This is a genomic window from Segatella baroniae DSM 16972 = JCM 13447 (assembly GCF_000426585.1).
Lineage (GTDB): Bacteria > Bacteroidota > Bacteroidia > Bacteroidales > Bacteroidaceae > Prevotella > Prevotella baroniae.
The window spans coordinates 1-15,672 of sequence record NZ_AUFQ01000012.1; the positions used below are offsets into that span (position 1 = coordinate 1).

Sequence of the window (15,672 nt, forward strand, 5' to 3'; positions counted from 1 at the left end):
GTCACAGCCGAGCGCTACTAATTGCCCGAAACTTTCCTTGCGCTCCATCCTTTTGGCTGTCGTGCGGTCTATGGTCTTTCGTTCTTCCTTCCGTCCTTGCCTGTGTCCCGATGTCAAACCATAAAATCAGGTGGTTCTTGCGGCAGGGCCCCACCTCTTCCCATTCCGAACAGAGAAGTTAAGCCTGCCTGCGCCGATGGTACTGCAATGCAATGCGGGAGAGTAGGTCGCCGCCTTCTTTCAGAGCCGAGCCCCGGTCACTTCACAGTGGCCGGGGCTCTTTGCGTTTTTGGGGGAGGAAGGAGAGGGGGAGAGGGAGGGGCGGAGACGGGGGAGAGAGGGCGGCCCCTTGAGGGAAGGAAAGGGGGTGGAGGCGGGGACAGCCGCAATGCGGCTGTCTACACGGGACGGCATGGGGGATGGGGGTGTTTGGTTGTTTTGGGGGCTTGGGTTATTGGATTGTTGAGGGATGATGGCGGCTGGATTTTGTGATGCCGGATACGTGTATGTTTTATTCATTGTTGAACAGAATCGGCAATGTCATGCCCGTGTTTTCGCGCCGAGGTGCAATATTCCACGATTTCATCGAGATTTTCGCCCTTTTAGAGTTTAGACGCTTTTGGAGGTGCAGGGATGAAATTGTGAATTTGGGAAAACATTTTCCGAATTTGGGAAACACTTTTTCGTTTTATGTTGTAACTTTACAGTCTACGATGTAACAAATGAAGATGTGTTTCACTAATCTTAAGTGTCAAATTGAAAATGAGTCCCATGAAAAGATTCCTAAAAAACAAGGCTACCGCCATGTGGGCAAGACTTCTCTGCCCACTCTTGCTCACGCTCGTTCCTTCCGCGTCGTGCGCTCAGAACGCCGTCGCCATCCAGGAGGTTGACGGAAAGGTCGTCAAATTCGCCTTTTCCGAAAAGCCCGTCGTCACCTATTCGGGCAACACCCTGGTGGTCTCCACCGCCAAGACGATGGTGGAGTATCCACTCTATCGGTTGAAGAAGCTCTATTTCGACACGGGGTCGCAGCTCGTCAACGCCATCGAGGAGGTGAAGGCCGACGCGCGCTTCCGTTTCAGCGACGGCTGCCTCCTCATCTCCGGCGGGCAGCCCGGCTCTCCTGTACAGATTCACACCGTCTTGGGCCTGACGGTCGGCCGTCACCGGTTGGACGCCTCCGGCAACGCCTCCATTCCCCTACAGGGATTGGGCAGCGGCATTTACATTGTGAAGACAAACATGTTCACCTTTAAATTCAGAAAGTCATGAAGAAGACATTCCTCCTTCTGTTCCTCGCCATCTTTACGTCGGCCGGCGTCTTTGCCGACGACGTGAGCGAAGGACAGGCGCTCACCATCGCTTCGGACTTTGCCGTGCGCCATGTTGTGCCAAGTCGGGGAGCCCGTCGCGCCCCTGCCAAGGTCGCCCCCAGACTCGCCCATACGGTGAAGTCTGAGGTCGCCGACAAGTCCAACGTCTATGTGGTTGACCTTGGCGGTGGACAGGGCTTCGTCGTGGTGTCCGGCGAGAGCGGCACCGGGGACGAGATTCTGGGCTATTGTGACCACGGCTCATTCTCCTACTCGGACGCCCCCGTGCAGTTCAAGACTCTTCTCGGCAACTATTCCGCCAGCATCGACCTCATCCGCAACGACCGCTCGCTGGCCTCCAAGGCTTCCAAGGCGCCTTATGGTGTGGGCAGCGTCATCGTGGGCCCGCTGCTCACCACGCGCTGGAACCAGACGGCACCTTACAACAACATGTGTCCCGATGGTGCCTACACAGGTTGCGTGCCCACGGCCGTGGCACAGCTGATGAACTACTGGAAGTGGCCGAAGCAGAGCAAGGGCGAAGTCGACGGCACCGACTTTTCGGGACACGTTTACGATTGGGACAACATGCTCGACATCTACGGTCTCGACAACGAAACCCATGAAAACATACCTTACAACAGTGTTCAAGCCGCTGCCGTGGCAAAGCTCATGGCGGACGTCGGCAAAGCCTTTGGAACAAGGTATCTTCCTGGTGGAAGTCCCACACCCTTCAGTGATTTAGCTCTTTCTGCGAATTTCGGCTATAATCAAGAGACTAAAATTCATACAGGTGCTACAGCCGCCGAACTTCAGAACGTGATGAAGGCGGAACTTGATTTACGACGTCCGATTCTGTATGCCGGGAATCCTGCAAGCGGCCAAGGCGATGGCCACGCGATGGTCTGCGACGGCTACACCTCAAACGGCTATTTCCATTTCAACTACGGCTGGGGAGGAGCTTGCGACGGCTACTATAAGCATGCTCTGATAGCTCTTTTCCCAGCAAACTGTATGATAATTACCGGCGTGCGTCCATACGATGCAGTGTATAAGACCATAGACAATATAGAGTACGGGCTGCACCAAAATGGAACTGCAGAAATATTACGCTACAACAAGCCGGGAGAACACACACACCTTGTCATTCCCGACAGTGTTACCGATGACGGAAACTCATACAAAGTGACGAATGTCAAGGCTACAGCATTTACAGGTTCCAAACATTTTAGCAAAGTGACATTTGGCAAGAATATAGAATCCATAGAACTCTTTTCTTTTGCATCCACTACCATTGACACATTGATACTCAATGATAAGATAAAAGTAATTCCAGAAGCAGCTTTCATTAATGCCAAGATTAAAAGCCTTACTATAGGTGCTTCTGTAACACGCATAGAGAAACAGGCTTTCTGCAGGTGCCTTTTGTTTGATGTGAAATGTAAAAGTCCCGAGATTGAATTTGTAGGAGAAGAGGCTTTCCTCAATTGCAAATTTGAAAATGTGGAATGGCTTGACTGTATCAGGTCTATTGGAAGCAAGGCTTTTTATGCTGCGACATTCAAGAAGGTGCCAACGTTTACCAATCTTGAAAGCGTAGGTTCTAAAGGTTTTTATGGCAGTGCGTTTGCCAAAGCCTCAACAATGTGGCCAGAGTTCGTTGTTTCAAAAAAGCTTAGACACATTGAACCTGACGCATTCGACAGGTCAAACCTCGGTAAATTCACTGTTGACGGGGGCAATCCTTATTTCTCTTCGTCTGAGTGGCCTCTGTTGTTAAACAAGAACCAAACTTGCCTCATCATGACTGCTGCAAAATGGCCTTCACTTATCGATTTTCCATCAACAATGATAAGGATGGGACCTGGAAGTATAATGAATTCAAGTTTCTCAATTACCATTCCAAATACTGTTGTCGAAATGGAGGGAGCATTGGTTAATTACACTTTACACACTCTAAAATGTAATTCTGTGGTTCCACCGATAATCACCGATTCTTCTTTCCATAAAAACATGTTTAACGAAGAGACTTGGCTCTATGTTCCAAAGGGTTGCGAAGAACTCTATCGTAACGCCCCAGGATGGAATAGGTTTACCCATATCATTGGTGATTTAAAATACGTCCCCGCTCCCGATCAAGACCGTGAATACTACATGGTGATGCACGGCAGCGACGAGCAGGGCAGGCGGGTGAGCATGCCGGTGAGCGGCGTCGACAGGCTGGAGATCTCCGGTGGCGACACTCCGTCGGTCGTCGTGAGCCGGAAGGGCGGCGAGTCCATCACCACGGGCGTGGCGCAGGTCGACAGCATTACGTGGATGCGCGGCTTCGTCTACGAGAGCGCCGAAGTGTTCGAACTGAACGACTCCGTGCGCACCGCCGTGGCTCAGAAGTGCTCCGTCAGCCTGTCGCCCACGACGGTGGACGACAATGTGCAGCTGTGCATACGCAACTCGGTGCTCACCCCGGACGCGGCCGAGAACTGCGTGCGCGGCCTGGCCGTGGACGTCAGCCTGTCTAACGACGTGCACGAGCTGAGCGGCACGGCGGAGATTGTCATTCCGATGCAGCGCGGCGAGAAGGAGAAGGTGCAGGCCGCCTACTACAATGCGGAAAGCGGCAGGTGGGAGCCGGTGATGTTCAGGTACGACAACGCCAGGCAGGCCGTGGTCATCACCACCGACCACCTGTCCACCTTCAGCGCGTTTGTCATCCAGGACGACAACACCTCACGGGCGCGCCTGAACCTGCTCTACGACGAGTGCCCGATGTTCTTCGACCTGAACGAGGCCTTGGGCAAGATGTTGGCCATCGTGTCCGACGGGGCCCCCGACGCGGCTGCGGTGGAGGCGTGGAGGGACGACTTCGACTTCTGGCAGAGCGTAGGTCTCGACGGCGGCTACAGCATGCTCAGCGCGCTCGGGTTCTCGAACGAGGCGGTGGGCAACGCCATCGACGCCGTGGGGTATGTGGGCACCGCCGCCACGGTGCTCGACGTGATCGCCTCCGACCTGAAGGGCGACGCCGTCGGCACAGCGTCCAACACGCTGAAGACCATCATGGGCTTCGCCTCCGGCCAGCTGGTGTCGGCCGTGGGCACGAGCATCATGCAGGCCTCGATGGGTGTGGCGGCGTTCATCGGCGTTGCACTTGAGAAGTTCGGCACCAAGGTCCAGGAGGCCAAGCACGACCTCTTCCACCGCGCCTACCGTTTCTACTACAGCAAGGACAGCAAGCGTGTGGTCGGCGGACAGTCGAAGTTCGGCGCCAAGTACTACCGCACGGAGAAGGACTGGTACGAGTATTTCTACCCAGCCTTCACGAAGCCTGGCATGACCGACGACCGCCTGCGCGCCTACATCGAGCAGTCGGTGCGCCGCTACTGCGACCGCTTCTGGGAGGAGAGCGACGAGGTGTTCACCTTCTGCATGGCGGAGAAGGACGTGCACAGCCTCTCCACCTACATGCGCCCCGACGAGTCTATGATGCAGCAGATGTCCGACGAACACTTCGCCGAGCTGATGAACGGCACGCTGACCAGCGTGTTTCAGGCCATCAAGAAGAACCTTGAGGTGCAGGGCATGAAACGCTACCAGAGTGCCGTGCGCAACTACATGGCCGTGATGAACGCCAACGTGGGGCTGCGCATCTTCGACTCTTCGTGGAAGGAAGGCGGGAAGTCCAAGTACGCGGGTTATCGGATACGCCTGTCCGAGATTCCCGAGACGGTGGAGGACCCCCAGCGCTACGAGCGCACCATCAGCGAGCAGGGCAAGGCCAACATTGGCTACTTCACGGTCTACTCCCTCATCAAGAACAAGATGAAGTGTCGGCTCACGCTTTTCAATGCCGACGACGAGGAGAAGGCCTTCTATGAGTTCCACATTCCTGCCGGCACGGGAAAGCTCATTTGCAACATCGACCTTGCAACGGGCGAAAGCACCACGATTGTGCCTAAGCTGAAAGACCTGGAATTGGAATATAAACCGAATGCCTTACTTTCAGAGTATACGTTGTATAGAAAAGGTATTAACGATATAGTATCGGATCCCAATGAAGAAAAAGAGATAGGAGCAATGCTTTACCTTGACAATCTAACCGGTCATATCGAAACTCGCTTCCAGACAGAGATAGCGAAGTTCTTCAAGAAGCATGACTTCATTATCGTTGACTACGCCGGCAACATACGCATCGGCGATGACATCGTAGGAAAATTCGATGCAAACAAATTGCAGGGTCGGGGAAAGTTTACTATAAATGTATCTTATCCATTCGTAGAGAAAACCAAAATGGAATTTCTCAATCAAAACAAAAAGGTCAAGTCCATCCTGGATACATCTTCTTCTGCTTATATCAATCTTTTGAACGGTACTATCCAGCATAAGATAGACTGTGATTTCACTGTCAGCCGCAGCACAGATGGAGAGGAATACTTCGTAAATTATACGGGCATAGGTAGCTACAAGCTCAATGCCGAAGTCGTAAACGGCGTATATCATGTAGGTTGGTATAATACAGATGTTGACTTCTCGGAAACCCAACTTGATGACATTACGACTCGACAAATGGAGACGGAGGGCACGGTGAAGCTGAGCTACAAGACGAAGTTGAGATAGGCTGCCTGCGTGGATGGCGTTCCAGACAATAGTTTGGACAACCACAGAACAATCATCTGATATATATAAAAGGCGGCTACCGCAATGCAATGTGGAGAGCGGGTCGCCATCTCCTTTTCATAACAAGCCCCGGTCACACGAATGGCCGGGGCTTGTTCGTTGGCGGGTGACAGGTGGTGGATGTTGGGCGATGGCGTCTTGCTTTTGTGATGTCGATATGTGTATATTTTTATATCCGTTGTTAAACGAAATCGGCCACATTACGTCAAAAGTTGGAATCAAGATAAAATGTCACCAAACTCAATGAAACGTTTTTCACTACTATTTTTGACGACGATGATCGTGCTGTCAGCCTATGGACAGGCGGCGATTAGGGGTCGTGTGCTCGATCGTGACACCAAGGAGGGGCTGCCGCAGGCCACCGTGCAGTTGCTCAACGCGAAGGACAGCACGTTTGCGGCAGGGGTGCTGACGGATGCGGAAGGCAATTTCAACATGAAGTCGCCCCACAATGGAAGTTTTATCATCAGGATAACCAGTGTGGGATATAAGCAGTATGGTAAGAAAATAACGGTGACGAAAGGTCAAGACCTGGCTTTGGGCGACGTCATCATGGGTTCCGACGCCATCATGTTGAAAGGTGCGATGGTTTCGGGGCAGGCCCGCAAGGTGACATTGAAGGAAGACACCTTCATCTACAACGTCTCGGCCTATCGCACGCCGGAAGGTTCGGTGGCGGAAGAGCTGGTGAAACGCATTCCCGGCGCGCAGGTTTCTGACGACGGTTCCATCACCATCAACGGAAAGACGGTGAAGAAAATCAAGGTGGACGGCAAGGAGTTCATGACCGGCGACACCAAGACGGCCTTGAAGAATATACCCACTTCGATCATCAACAACATCAAGGCATACGACGAGAAGAGCGATTTGGCGCGCATCACGGGCATTGACGACGGCGACGAGTCCACCGTTCTCGACTTTGGCGTGAAGCCCGGCATGAACAAGGGCATGTTTGCGAATCTCGACCTTTCCACGGGTACGAAAGACCGCTATGCAGTCCGGGGCATGGGGGCCTATTTCAATGATGAGAACCAGCTGATGGCGTTTGCCAATGCCAACAACACCAACGACATGGGCTTCGGCCGTGGCGGCGGGCGTTGGGGCGGAGGACAGAATGGTCTGAACGCAACGAAGATGTTGGGAGTGAACTACAACTATGAGAAAAAGAACAAACTGAAGTTCGACGCCAGTGCCCGATGGAACCATTCCGACGGCGACCGCCGTTCCGTCAGCTCCGTACAGAGCTTTGTGAACAAGGCGGGCGCGTTCTCCAACAGCGTCAGTCAGAACTTCAGCCGCAGCAACAGCTTCGACGGCCGGCTGCGGTTGGAGTGGACGCCCGACTCGATGACCAACATCTTGTTCCGTCCGTCATTCTCCTATTCCGCCAATGACAGCCGTGCTTTCGGCACTTCGGCGACGTTCAAAGCCGACCCCTATCTCACCACGGCCGACCCGTTGAGCGTGGAAGGCCTGTCGCAACTCAAGGCCGCCGACCAGTTGGTCAACAGTCGAAGCAGTTCCGACCTGACTTACGGCAACAACAAGAGTTTCAGAGCCGTGGCCCAATTCAACCGCAAGTTCGGAAGTCGTGGCCGCAACGTCACGTTCAGAACGGAGTTCAATGCCGGCAGCAGCGCCGCCAAGAGCCTTTCATTGAGCAACGTGCACCTTTATCAAGTCCTGAACGCCCTCGGAACAGACTCCACCTACCAGACCAACCGCTGGAATCTCGCCCCGACAAAGAACTGGGGCTACAGCCTGAAGCTCACATACAGCGAGCCGGTCTTCCGTGCGGCTTTCCTGCAATTCAGTTATCAGTATCAATACAAGTACAGCAAGAGCGACCGTTCCACCTACGATTTCAGCAATCTGGGCGAAGACTACTTCGCGGGCCTGCCCTTGACGTATGGCGGTTGGCGTCCATTCCTCGACAGACTGGCCGATCCGCTGGACACCTACTTGGACCGGAAGCTGAGCCGTTTCTCCGAATACAGCAACCATATCCACGAACTGGAGGTGATGTTGCGCGTGATTCGTGAGAAATACAATTTCAATGTGGGCGTGATGTTGCAGCCACAGAACAGCAAATATGTCCAAAACTATCAGGGAATCCACGTCGACACGACCCGCTCCGTGGTCAATTTCAGCCCTACACTCGACTTCCGATATCGTTTCAACAAGGTGAGCAACCTGCGCATCAACTATCGCGGCACGACGTCGCAGCCCAGCCTGACCGACCTGCTCGACATCACCGACGACAGCAATCCGCTCAACATCACCAAGGGAAACCCCGGCCTGAAGCCTTCCTTCACCAACAGTTTCAATCTCTTCTACAACACGTACATGGAGAATCGGCAGCGGGCCATCATGACTTTTGCCAACTATAGCAACACCCGCAACAGTATCAGCAACATGGTGACCTACGACGAGCAGACCGGCGGGCGCACCACACGCCCGGAGAACATCAACGGCAACTGGGACGCGAACATGGGATTCATGTTCAACACGGCCGTCGACTCAGCCGGATATTTCAACATCAACACGTTCTCGCACCTGCGATACAACAATTATGTGGGTTATCTGAGCCAGAACGCACAGTCCGGTTCGGTCAAGAACACGACACGTTCTGCGACCATCATGGAACGTCTGTCGGCCAGTTACCGCAACGGTTGGCTGGAGTTTGAACTCGACGGGACGCTCAATTACACCCACAGCCGCAACAAACTGTTGAGCCAAAGCAACCTCGACACCTGGCAATATTCCTATGGCGCGACGCTCGGCGTGACCGCTCCATGGGGCACAAGCCTGTCCACCGACCTGCACGAGAACAGCCGCCGAGGCTACAGCAGCAAGGGCATGAACACCAACGAACTCATCTGGAACGCCCAGCTCTCGCAGGGATTCCTGCGGGGCAACGCGCTCACGGTCATGCTGCAGTTCTACGACCTGCTGCGCAACCAGAGCAACGTGAGCCGCACCATCAACGCGATGCAGAGCAGCGACACCCAATACAACAGCATCAACAGCTATGTCATGCTCCACTTGGTCTATCGGCTCAACATCTTCGGCGGTAAGCAGGCCCGCGAAGGCATGCGCCGCGGCGGCCCGGGGATGCGTCCGCATGTCATCGGCCCGGGCCGTCCGCCCTTTGGTGGCGGCGGTGTCGGCAGAAGACCTTTCTAAGTTGTAAATTCAAGTACACAGACGCACAACACAAAATCAAAACTATCAAAAAGAGAAAGGCGGCTCCTCCAACCACGCGGTTGGCCGAGTCGCTTTTCGATCGTCGCGCGTTTTGTTTCCAATCGGTGGCCCTTCTGTTTACTTTACACGCTCTCGTTTTGCCCGGGTATCGGAAAGTCCGCCGTCGTTTGCTTTGACGTTTGCCCACGTTGGGCATTTGACACCTGTTTTGCTTTGGCGTTTGCCCACGTTGGGCATTTGACATCTGTTTTGCTTTGGCGTTTGCCCAAGTTGGGCATTTAACAAATGTTTTGCTTTGACGTTTGCCCAAGTTGGGCATTTAACAAATGTTTTGCTTTGGCGTTTGCTCAAGTTGAGCATTTAACATCTGTTTTGTTTTGACGTTTGCTCAAGTTGAGCATTTGACACCTGTCTTGCTTTGGCGTTTGCCCAAGTTGAGCATTTAACACCTGTCTTGCTTTGGCGTCTTCCGAGCCACGATTTTCCGTCTCTGCAAATGGCGTGAGCCGCAGGGGCGTGAGGGAAATGGCGTTTCAACAAATCGCCAACCGACTTTACACACTCGCCCTTTCGGCCGTTGAAAGCACAGCGATTCTCTTGCAAAACGACGGGCGTGCTTCAGCGATTCTTCCGATAACTGGCGATGGCCCAACCGTCCATGACGAGGGCGATCAGCGACAGCGCCACGACCTGATGGGACACGCTTCGGAAGTCGCCTCCACGCACGAAGACCGTGCGGATGGCGTCGATGAAATAGTGCATCGGGTTGATGTAGGTCGTCAGATAGGCCCAGTGGGGCATGGAACGCACCGGCGTGAACAGGCCGCTCATGAGCATCATCGTCACCATGCAGAACCATATGACGAACATGGCCTGCTGCATCGTGTCGTTATAGTTGGACACGACCAGTCCCAAACCGCTGAAGACGAAGGCCAGGAGCATGGCCAGCAGGTAGCAGAGGCCCAGGTCGCCCGCCGGCGTAAGGCCGTAGAGCAGCCACGAGAGCACGAAGCATATCGTCATGACGACAAAGGCGATCAGCCAATAGGGGATGAGTTTGGCCAGGATGAAGGTGAGCCGGCTCACGGGTGTCACGTTGATGGCCTCGATGGTGCCCGCCTCCTTCTCGCCCACGATGTTGAGCGTGGGCAGCGTGCAGCACATGAGCATGATGAGAATGCCCATCAGCGAGGGAATCATGAACAGCTTGTAGTCCTGATGCGGGTTGTAGAGATGGCTCACCGAGGCCTGCTGTTGCCGCATGCCGGATGGCATGGGGTCGCCCTCCTGTACATGTTGTTGGATGACTTGGCTCACGTAGGCCATGCCCAGCGTGCCCTTGGTGCTGTTGGTGGCGTTGGCCGACACCCGCAGTTGCGGTGCCTTTGCCTCCACCTGCGAGCGGTGGTAGTGGCGCGGAATCTCCACGATGACGTCGGCCTTCCACTGCTCCACGTCGTGCAGGGCTTCGCCGTAGGAAGCGGGACAGCCGTTCAGCACGAAGTATTTGCCGGACGCAATCCGGTTGGTCAGGCGGTGGGAGTCGGTCGAACGGTCCAGGTCGACCACGTCGACGCGCACGTTTTTCACCTCCATGTTCATCACCCAAGGCATGACGCACATGATGACGATGGGGAAGACGACAATCAGTTTGGGCAGAAAGCTGTTGCGGCGTATCTGCAAGAACTCCTTTTGTATGAGATAACTCAGTGGCATGTCATTCCAGTCTTTTGTTGAATTTGAGCAGCGCTGTCGAGAGAATCAGGGCCAGCATGCCGCCGAGCACCGCCGCTTCGGTCTGCACCTGGCGCAGGCCGACGCCCATGATCATCAGCTTGCGCATGGCTCTGATGTAGTAGGAGGGCGGCAGCAGGGCCGAAATCCATTGCAAGGGAGCCGGCATGCTCTCCACGGGAAACATCATGCCGCTGAGCATGACGCTGGGCAGGAGCAGCATGACGCCCGACGCGATCAGCGCCACCAGCTGCCGTCGGGCCATGGTGCTGATGAGCAAGCCCAGCGCGAGGGCCAGCAGGATGTAGAGGGCGGAGACCAGCAGGATGGCCGGCACGTTGCCCGAGAGCGGCACCGACAGCACAAAACGCGCCATCAGCAGGATGACGACCAGCACCACGACCGACAGCAGCATGTAGGGCACGGCCTTGGCGATGATGACCAGCAGCGGTCTGACGGGCGAGGCGAGCAGCACTTCCATCGTGCCCTGCTCCTTCTCGCGGACAATGCTGACGGAAGTCATCATGGCGCAGATGAGCAGCAGGAGCATGCCCATGATGCCGGGTACGAAGTTGTAGCTGCTCTTCATCTGCGGGTTGTAGAGCAGCGACATGAGAATCTGCGTACTGCCGGCCACCCCGGGCCGTGCGGGTGCCGCCCGGTCGGCAAGCTGCTGTCCGATGATTTGCCGGGCGTAGTTGGCATATTGCTGGGCCATCATCGGGTCGGCGCCGTCGGTCAGCAGTTGTATGTCGCCCCGGCGCGAGGCGAAATGGGGCGCGAAGACCACGGCCAGGTCGGCCTGTTGCCGGCGGATGAGCCGCTCGGCGTCTTGCGGCGTGGCCACGGTGTGGCAGATGTCGAAATACTCCGACTGTCCCAACGCCACGGTCAGCTGCTCCGTCAGCCGGTCTTGCGAAGCCGTGACGATGACGGTGCGCACGTGGCTCACGTCTGTCCGTATCGCGAAGCCGAAGATCAGCATGAGCACGATGGGCATGACGAAGAGGATGAGCATGGTGCGCACGTCGCGCAGGATGTGTCGGCTCTCTTTTTCGACAAAGGCGAAGAACGTTTTCATGCGTCGTTGCGTTGTGCCCGACGGGCCAGGAGCGTGAAGACGTGGTCCATGTCGGGCTGGTTGTACATTTGTTTCAGCTGGTCGGGCGTGCCCATGGCGCTGATTTTCCCGTCCACCATGATGGAGATGCGGTCGCAATATTCGGCCTCGTCCATGTAGTGGGTGGTCACGAAGACGGTGAGCCCACGGCCGGCGGCCTCGTAGATGAGCTGCCAGAACTGCCGTCGGGTGGCCGGGTCGACGCCTCCTGTAGGCTCGTCGAGAAACACCACGTCGGGTTCATGGAAGATACTGACCGCAAAGGCCAGCTTCTGCTTCCATCCCAGGGGCAGCGAAGCCACCAGATCGTTCCGTCGGTCTTCCATGTTCAGGCGTTGCAGCAGTTCCTGCGTCTTCTGTTTGATGCGCTTTTGTGGTATGCCGTAGATTCCGCCGAACAGCCGGATGTTCTCACTGACGGTGAGGTCTTCGTACAAGGCGAACTTCTGACTCATGTAACCGATGTGGCGTTTCACCTGTTCATACTCTGTACTGATGTCGTAACCGGCCACACGTCCATGGCCGCTTGTGGGCTGGCTGAGCCCTGTCAGCATGTGCATGGCCGTGGTCTTGCCGGCTCCGTTGGCCCCGAGAAAGCCGAAGATCTCGCCCCGCCTGACGTGGAACGAGATGTCGTCGACGGCCCGGAACGTGCCGAAGGCCTTGACCAGATGGTCCACTTCGATGGCATTTTCATGCTCCGTCGGCTCCGTCGGCGCATCGTGCCGGGCGGCGAAGCCATCGGGCGTGAAGATGTCATGGAACCTGTCGAGGACGACGGCGGGCGTGTCCACACCCATCACCCGCCCTTGGTGGAGGAAAGCGACGCGGTCGCAGCAGCGAATCTCGTCGAGATAGGGCGTGGCCACGACTATCGTTATCTCGTGGCGGCGCAGCGATTGCAGCATTTGCCAGAACTCCTTGCGGCTCACGGGGTCGACGCCTGTGGTGGGCTCGTCGAGCAGCAACACGCGCGGACGGTGGATCAGCGCGCAGGAGAGGGCCAGCTTCTGCTTCATGCCGCCCGACAGTTGGCCGGCCCGGCGGTGCCTGAACCGCTCCAACTGCGAATAGATGGGGGCCACAAGGTCGTAGCCTTCGGCGACGGTGGTGCCGAAGAGCGTGGCGAAGAACGTCAGGTTTTCCTCGACCGAGAGGTCTTGGTAGAGCGAAAAGCGGCCCGGCATGTAGCCGATGCGGCCGCGAATCGACTTCAACCCCGCCACGACGTCGAAGCCGTCGACCGTGGCCGTGCCCCCGTCGGCCAGCAACAGTGTGGCAAGGATGCGGAACAAGGACGTCTTGCCCGCCCCGTCGGGCCCTATCAGGCCGAAGATTTCGCCCGACTTGACCGACAGCGACACGTCGGCAAGGGCCTCGACGGTGCCATAACGCTTCGAAACATGTTGAACACGGATTGCTTCCATCTTATAATTTCACTTCTCCATACATGCCTATCTTCAGATGGCCGTCGTTCCTGACGGCTATCTTGACCGCATAGACCAGGTTGGCCCGCTCGTCGTCGGTCAGGATGGTCTTGGGCGTGAACTCGCTCTTGCTGCTTATCCAGGTGACGGTGCCGGGATAGGACTTGCGCCGTCCGTCGCCGTAGTCGCTCAACACGTTGACACGTTGCCCCAACTTGACATTGCGGAGCTGGTTGCTCGTCAGATAGGCGCGCAGATACATGCGGTCGATGTCGGCCACCGTGAAGAGCGGCTTGCCCGTGGTGACAAACTCGCCGGAATCCACATAGGTCTCAAGGATGGTTCCGCCGATGGGGGTGTGAATGCGGCATTTGGCCAGTTGGTCGGCCACTTGCAGCTTTTCTACGTCGGCCGTGTTCATCTGGGCCGACAGGCTGTTGGCGGAGTTCTGCAAGGTGGCGATCTGCGCTTCGAGCTGACGCCGCAGGAAGGCCAGCTGGTGGGTGGCGTCGTCGAGCTGTTTGCGGTTGGCCGCGCCGTCGCCGACCAGCTGCGCGAAGCGTTCGACGTCTTGTCGGGCCTTGGCGATTTGTTGTCGGGTGGCCGCTATCTGCTTGTGGATGTCGGGACGTTGGGTCGCATAGACCAGTCGGGTGGCCCCGATCTGGCGCGCCCGCAGGTACAACTGCACCGTGTCGACCAGTCCCAGCAGGCTTCCGGCTTCTACTTTACGGCCTTCCTCGGCCGTGAATCGCAACAGGCGTCCGGTCTGTTCGGCCGAAACGGTAACTTCGGTGGCCTCGAATGTGCCCGTGGCGTCAAACTCTTTGTCGTCGGTGGCGCAGCCCGCCAACAGCAGGCATGCAACCAATAGGAAGTGATATTTCATTGTCCTCGGTTTGTTTTCAGTGAATGGATTTCGCTCAAGAGCTGAATTTGATGGAGCGCCTGTTGAAGGCGGGCCTCGTTGAGCGCATTGACCTGGCGCAGCAGTTCGTTGACACTCTCGGTGCCGAACCTCACCTTCTTTTCGCTCGCCGTGCGAAGTCGTTGCCGCAAGGCGACCAGTTGTTCGTCCAAGGTGAGCTGGCGGCGCAGGCTTGCGATGTTTCCGTTCGTCTGTTCGTCTTTCAGTCGATTGTCGAACAGGAACGTTTCGCGCTGGTTTTCTATCTTTCGACGTTTGAGTTCCAGGTTGCGCAGGTCGTTCTTGCGGGTATAGAGCGCGCCGATGTTCCAGCTGAAGGAGAGTCCGGCGGCCAGCATGCCCGGCCGGGCCATGTCCGTCAGTTGCGTATGATACAGCCCCAGTCCGAAAGCCGACAGCGTGGGGAGGAGCCGTGCGTCGAGCTGTTTGCGCTCGGCCGACAGCCCGTTGAGTTGTGCCTGGTAGTAGGTCAGCCGGGGATGGCGGTTCTCCTGTGCGGGCACAACCATGTCGGGACAGGCCAGCGAGTCTGCGTGCAGGTCTTTGCCGACAAAAAGCCCCAGCATTTGGAGATAGGCTTCACGGGAAGCCTGCACTGCTTCCATCGACTGGCAAGCCTTGACCTGTTCCACCGCCACGGCGTCCAGATCGCTCCGGTTGGCCATGCCGCCCTGCTGGAGCGACGCCACGGTCTTGCGGCTGAGGTCCAGGTCTTCCTGCAAGAGCCGCAGCTGACGGATTTGCGTGTCGTGAACCAGAATGCCGAAGAACAACTGTTCGATGCGATGGTTGAGTTCGTGGAGCGTAACGTCGAGTTGGCGGGTCTGCACCATGGCCTCGGCGGCGATTGACTGTCGCTGCGCCGCCGTCTTGCCACCGTCGTACAGCTGTTGCCGAACCATCACGTTGCCGGCTGCCAGCTGCTGTTTCATGTCGACTCCGAGTTGTTTTGCCGGGATATTGGACTTGAGGATGTCCGTAAAGACAAGGCCCGTGACCTGGACACTCACCTGGGGCAGCCATGCCTTGGCGGCATTGTCCATCGTGAAATCGCGTGTTTGCGCAAGCAACTGATACTGCTTGATGGCGGGATAGTGGGCGTGGGCCAGCTGCTTGCACGCGTCCAGTGTCAGGGGCTGGGCCGCGAGCGCGATGGGACAGGCCCATCCTAAGAATAGAAGGATGAATGATTTCATAATCTACAATACATGAATAGACGTGGGCAAAGGTAGGCCTTTGGCAACATAAGGCCGTTATCCATAT

At 56.3% G+C, this 15,672-nt stretch carries 9 protein-coding genes and 1 rRNA gene; 4 read left to right on the plus strand and 6 right to left on the minus strand.

Features of this window, described 5'->3' with window-relative positions; translation table 11 throughout:
• Positions 1–126 precede the first annotated feature (126 nt).
• The 4 genes from rrf to K334_RS0108325 all read left to right on the plus strand — a co-directional run bounded on the left by rrf (position 127) and on the right by K334_RS0108325 (position 9,179).
• Positions 127–239: ribosomal RNA gene (rrf, locus tag K334_RS0108305) — 5S ribosomal RNA — on the plus strand.
• A gap of 532 nt (positions 240–771) precedes the next feature.
• The gene (locus K334_RS0108315; RefSeq protein ID WP_154655578.1) at positions 772–1,275 is read left to right on the plus strand and encodes a hypothetical protein; all 504 of its coding nucleotides are present in this window, start codon (positions 772–774) and stop codon (positions 1,273–1,275) included.
• Entirely contained in the window at positions 1,272–5,933 is a 4,662-nt protein-coding gene (locus tag K334_RS0108320; RefSeq protein ID WP_027444816.1) for a C10 family peptidase, read from the plus strand. Before K334_RS0108315 ends, K334_RS0108320 begins: the two co-directional genes overlap by 4 nt.
• A gap of 303 nt (positions 5,934–6,236) precedes the next feature.
• Positions 6,237–9,179, plus strand: a complete 2,943-nt coding sequence (locus K334_RS0108325) for a TonB-dependent receptor (RefSeq protein WP_025880573.1) — start codon at positions 6,237–6,239, stop codon at positions 9,177–9,179.
• Between the two features lie 138 nt (positions 9,180–9,317).
• Here the strand turns inward: K334_RS0108325 and K334_RS14820 are convergent, their stop codons facing one another.
• The 6 genes from K334_RS14820 to K334_RS0108350 all read right to left on the minus strand — a co-directional run bounded on the left by K334_RS14820 (position 9,318) and on the right by K334_RS0108350 (position 15,605).
• Positions 9,318–9,560: a hypothetical protein gene (locus K334_RS14820; RefSeq protein WP_154655579.1), complete on the minus strand. Its 243-nt coding sequence runs from the start codon at positions 9,558–9,560 to the stop codon at positions 9,318–9,320.
• A 258-nt stretch (positions 9,561–9,818) separates the two neighbouring features.
• Complete coding sequence (locus K334_RS0108330) at positions 9,819–10,916, minus strand: ABC transporter permease (RefSeq protein WP_027444817.1); 1,098 nt, start codon at positions 10,914–10,916, stop codon at positions 9,819–9,821.
• 1 nt (position 10,917) lies between these two features.
• A complete protein-coding gene (locus tag K334_RS0108335) occupies positions 10,918–12,015 on the minus strand; it encodes an ABC transporter permease (RefSeq protein WP_025880574.1) in 1,098 nt (365 codons plus the stop codon).
• On the minus strand, positions 12,012–13,481 hold the full coding sequence (locus K334_RS0108340; protein ID WP_027444818.1) for an ATP-binding cassette domain-containing protein: 1,470 nt from the start codon (positions 13,479–13,481) through the stop codon (positions 12,012–12,014). Before K334_RS0108340 ends, K334_RS0108335 begins: the two co-directional genes overlap by 4 nt.
• Before the next feature lies 1 nt (position 13,482).
• Positions 13,483–14,370 carry an HlyD family secretion protein gene (locus K334_RS0108345; protein WP_025880576.1) on the minus strand — a complete coding sequence of 296 codons (888 nt, stop codon included), beginning with the start codon at positions 14,368–14,370 and terminating at the stop codon, positions 13,483–13,485.
• The gene (locus K334_RS0108350) at positions 14,367–15,605 is read right to left on the minus strand and encodes a TolC family protein (protein WP_025880578.1); all 1,239 of its coding nucleotides are present in this window, start codon (positions 15,603–15,605) and stop codon (positions 14,367–14,369) included. Before K334_RS0108350 ends, K334_RS0108345 begins: the two co-directional genes overlap by 4 nt.
• Positions 15,606–15,672: the final 67 nt, after the last annotated feature.

Excerpts from the sequence above, each read along its gene's own strand:
- K334_RS14820 (WP_154655579.1), bottom strand. The coding sequence starts at position 9,560 with ATGCTCAACTTGAGCAAACGCCAAAGCAAAACATTTGTTAAATGCCCA.
- K334_RS0108335 (WP_025880574.1), bottom strand. The coding sequence starts at position 12,015 with ATGAAAACGTTCTTCGCCTTTGTCGAAAAAGAGAGCCGACACATCCTG.
- K334_RS0108320 (WP_027444816.1), top strand. The coding sequence starts at position 1,272 with ATGAAGAAGACATTCCTCCTTCTGTTCCTCGCCATCTTTACGTCGGCC.
- K334_RS0108325 (WP_025880573.1), top strand. The coding sequence starts at position 6,237 with ATGAAACGTTTTTCACTACTATTTTTGACGACGATGATCGTGCTGTCA.
- K334_RS0108315 (WP_154655578.1), top strand. The coding sequence starts at position 772 with ATGAAAAGATTCCTAAAAAACAAGGCTACCGCCATGTGGGCAAGACTT.
- K334_RS0108340 (WP_027444818.1), bottom strand. The coding sequence starts at position 13,481 with ATGGAAGCAATCCGTGTTCAACATGTTTCGAAGCGTTATGGCACCGTC.
- K334_RS0108345 (WP_025880576.1), bottom strand. The coding sequence starts at position 14,370 with ATGAAATATCACTTCCTATTGGTTGCATGCCTGCTGTTGGCGGGCTGC.
- K334_RS0108350 (WP_025880578.1), bottom strand. The coding sequence starts at position 15,605 with ATGAAATCATTCATCCTTCTATTCTTAGGATGGGCCTGTCCCATCGCG.
- K334_RS0108330 (WP_027444817.1), bottom strand. The coding sequence starts at position 10,916 with ATGCCACTGAGTTATCTCATACAAAAGGAGTTCTTGCAGATACGCCGC.